This is a genomic window from Shewanella sp. 11B5 (assembly GCF_002836795.1).
In the GTDB taxonomy this organism is placed as follows: Bacteria; Pseudomonadota; Gammaproteobacteria; order Enterobacterales; family Shewanellaceae; genus Shewanella; species Shewanella frigidimarina.
Map to the genome: position 1 here is coordinate 1 of NZ_PJAP01000862.1, position 3518 is coordinate 3518.

General features: G+C 40.4%; 2 protein-coding genes. Both read right to left on the reverse strand.

Annotated features, from left to right (window positions below):
* The coding region (locus CXF78_RS17300) for a two-component system response regulator (RefSeq protein ID WP_102037456.1) at positions 1-1969 on the reverse strand (1969 nt) is incomplete at its 3' end.
* The coding region (locus CXF78_RS17305; RefSeq protein ID WP_145991538.1) for an ATP-binding protein at positions 1969-3518 on the reverse strand (1550 nt) is incomplete at its 5' end. The genes CXF78_RS17300 and CXF78_RS17305, both read right to left, overlap by 1 nt.

The window sequence follows — 3518 nt, forward strand, 5'->3', positions numbered from 1 at the left end:
CTAAATTAAGTGCTAACTGCACGATTGTGCGAGCGATTGCGGCATCTTTTTGATTGCTCACAATTCCATCTACAAACGACTTATCAATTTTTAATGTATCAATGGGGAAACTCTTTAAGTAGTTTAATGAAGAGTAGCCGGTTCCAAAATCATCAATAGCTAACTTCACACCTAGTTTTTTTAACATAAATAGCAAAGCAATCGCCTCATCGACGTTACTGATGATGGCTGATTCTGTAATTTCAAGCTCAAGTAGATTTGGTGGTAAACCGGTTTCAACAAGTGCACGTTTCACGTGGTCAAAAATATTTGCATGGTTGAATTGCAATGCAGATAGATTGACAGCCATGCGCTGAAAATTGGCATCTGCAATATGTATCTGTTTCGCTTTGCTACAAGCTTCAAGCAAAGCCCATTCTCCAATAGGGATAATCAAGCCGCTACTTTCAGCAATCGCGAGAAAATCTATCGGTGTTAACAAGCCTCTTGTTGGATGGTTCCAACGCAATAATGCTTCGTATCCAACAATGTTGTCATTTGCTGAGTCAATTTGTGGTTGGTAATAAAGTACAAACTGATCTCCTAACCTTATAGCCTCTCGCAGTTCGACTTCAATTTTGAGCCTATCCATTAATGATTTATGCATTTCATGTGAAAAAAGTTGGTAACCGTTTTTGCCGTTGTGTTTCACTTCATACATGGCAGTATCTGCATGCTGCAGTAAAATATCGCCGGATTCACCGTCGTCGGGATAAAAAGAAATACCGATGCTGGCCGAAATAAATGTTTGTTGCCCCTGAATAACAAAGGGTTTCGAAAGCGCATCAAGCACTCGCTGAGCAATAATAGCGACATTATCAAACGCTTCTAACTCACATAAAAGTAAAGTGAATTCATCGCCGCCCAAACGGGCAAGATGTTCATTTTCATAATCAACCCGGCTGCCAACACTAAGCTCATCTGAAATACGTACAGAACTTTTTATCCGTGTCGCCGTTTCGCATAGCAACTCATCACCGGCTTTGTGTCCCAAGGTATCATTTATTCTTTTGAAATGATCTAAATCAATGAATAGTAATGCTAATTTTGTTGAGTGACGTTTGGCTGAAGCAATTGCAGAGTCTAACTGCAACAGAAATTTACGCCTGTTCGGTAGATCCGTTAACGTATCGTAAAAGGCATAATAAGCGATTTCTTGCTCTGATTTTTTGCGGCTTGAAATATCATGCAAGGTGCCATTAATTCGCGGTTCACCAAAATCATAAGTGATATCTGTTCGGTCATGTAGGGTAATAATCTCACCACTACCATGTAACACACGATATTCAATATCATAGGGTTGCCGATGCTTTAACGCTGTTTTAACCGTTAATTTTAAAAATTCACGATCATCTGGGTGGATGATTTCTAGCAATTTAGAAAACGTAATGTCTATCTCTTGAGGTTGCATCCCCAACATACGATAAACTTCATCAGAGCAGTCTAACTTATCGGATGTAAAGTCCCACTCCCATGAGCCCAGGTGAGCAATACTTTGTGCTCTGGCAAGTTTGTTTTTACTTTTGGTTAGCTCTTTGATTGTTTTATTGGTTTTCAATACGTAATGGATGCGGTGACTCAGCAACGGCCACTTAACCGGCTTGGTCATGAAATCTGTTGCACCCACATCGAAGGCTTTTTGAATGTCTTGAGGTTGATCTAATGCTGTCACCATAATAATGGCGACATTATCCCCTTCGGGTAATGAACGGATCACTGAACAGCATTCAAAGCCATTCATTTTGTCCATCGACACATCGAGCAATATTAAATCTGGTGTATGTTCGGAAAAAAGCTGTATCGCCTCTTCGCCACTGCTGGCCTCAATAATATTGCCAACAGAATGGCTTAGTGCCCGACGCATCAGAATTCGAATGACGGGATCATCATCAACGATTAATACCACATCTTGAAGTGTATTTAACGACATTAGACAAGCCTCTCTAACTTTAGCAATATTGCCTCTTTAGTTTGTTCAAACACAGGCAATAATGTGTCTGAGAGATGATTGGCATCGCTCAACTTACCACTACGTGCAAACAACTCAATTTGACTCGCTAACGTCTGAATTTTTATCGCCCCTACATTGGCCGAACTGGACTTTAGTGAGTGTGCTGATTTAAAGACTTGATCGGCATCCTTGTCTATTAACCCTTTAATAACATTACTAATCAATACTGGTGCATTTTCTAAATACAAATCCGCTATACTTTTCACCAGATCACTTGAGTCATCAGGCGAAATTTGTTGAATATCATCAAGGGGCCCATCAACAAATACTAACGATTCCTCGCTCTGAACTTCCTCGACCACGGCAACAGGACTCTCAGACTCAAAAACCCATCTATTCATGCATTCTGATAGATTCTGACGAGTAAAAGGTTTTAACAGCGTATCTTTAGCGCCTGCGTTACGGAATAGCCTTTTAACATTCGGTTGAATATCGGCAGTAAGTGCGATGATAGGGGTTTCATAATTAATGCAACTCTGACCTAAGTCAGTTATCGCTTGAGTTGCAACGATCCCATCAACTACCGGCATATGGTAATCCATAAAGATGAGATCAAACTTTTTCTCGCTGGCTCTGGCGATGGCTTCTTGACCATTATTTACAATTTCACATTGATGCCCTAAAGACTCTAACAAGCTTTTTACCACCAACTGATTGACCACATTATCTTCTGCAACTAACACTATAGATTGTCGGAACACTGCCTGAACATGATCATCTGGCTCAACGTCTACAGTAGCTGTTGATATTGAGTTGTCTTGTGGCACAAGGGGAATGCTAAACCAAAAATGACTGCCTTCGTCTAACGTACTTTCAACACCATAACGGCCATTCATCAATACGACTAACTGTTGGCAAATAGCCAAACCTAAACCCGTTCCACCAAACTCACGGGTAATCGTACTATCAGCTTGCATAAACGGGGTGAAAATGCTCTCTAATTTTGATGCCGCAATGCCAATACCGGTATCTTTAACGGTAAAAGTAATATAAGTATCAGACGCCTCCATGTGCTCACTCACCGCTATAGAAATAGCACCTTGGCGGGTAAATTTTATCGCGTTTGAGACAAAGTTATTAATAATTTGTCGTACTCTGACAGCGTCACCCAAGTAATTTTCGTGGCTCAATGGCGATATGACCACCTCAAAATCCAGACCCTTTTTCCCTGCCGACACTTTATGTGAATGACATGTGGAGGTGACAAGATCAGGTAAATTAAAAGTTTTGATGTCTAAATCCATTTTATTGGCATCGGCTTTCGAGAAATCCAGCACTTCATTCAGCAACACCAATAATGTTTGCGCAGACTCGTTGATCATCTGTACCGTGTTAGACACTTCTTTATTTAATTTAAAAGAAGTCAGTAAATCAGAAAAACCAACAATACCATTCAGTGGCGTTCTAATCTCATGACTCATCACCGCTAAAAACTCAGACTTTGCCTGACTGGCTTTTTTGGCAATTT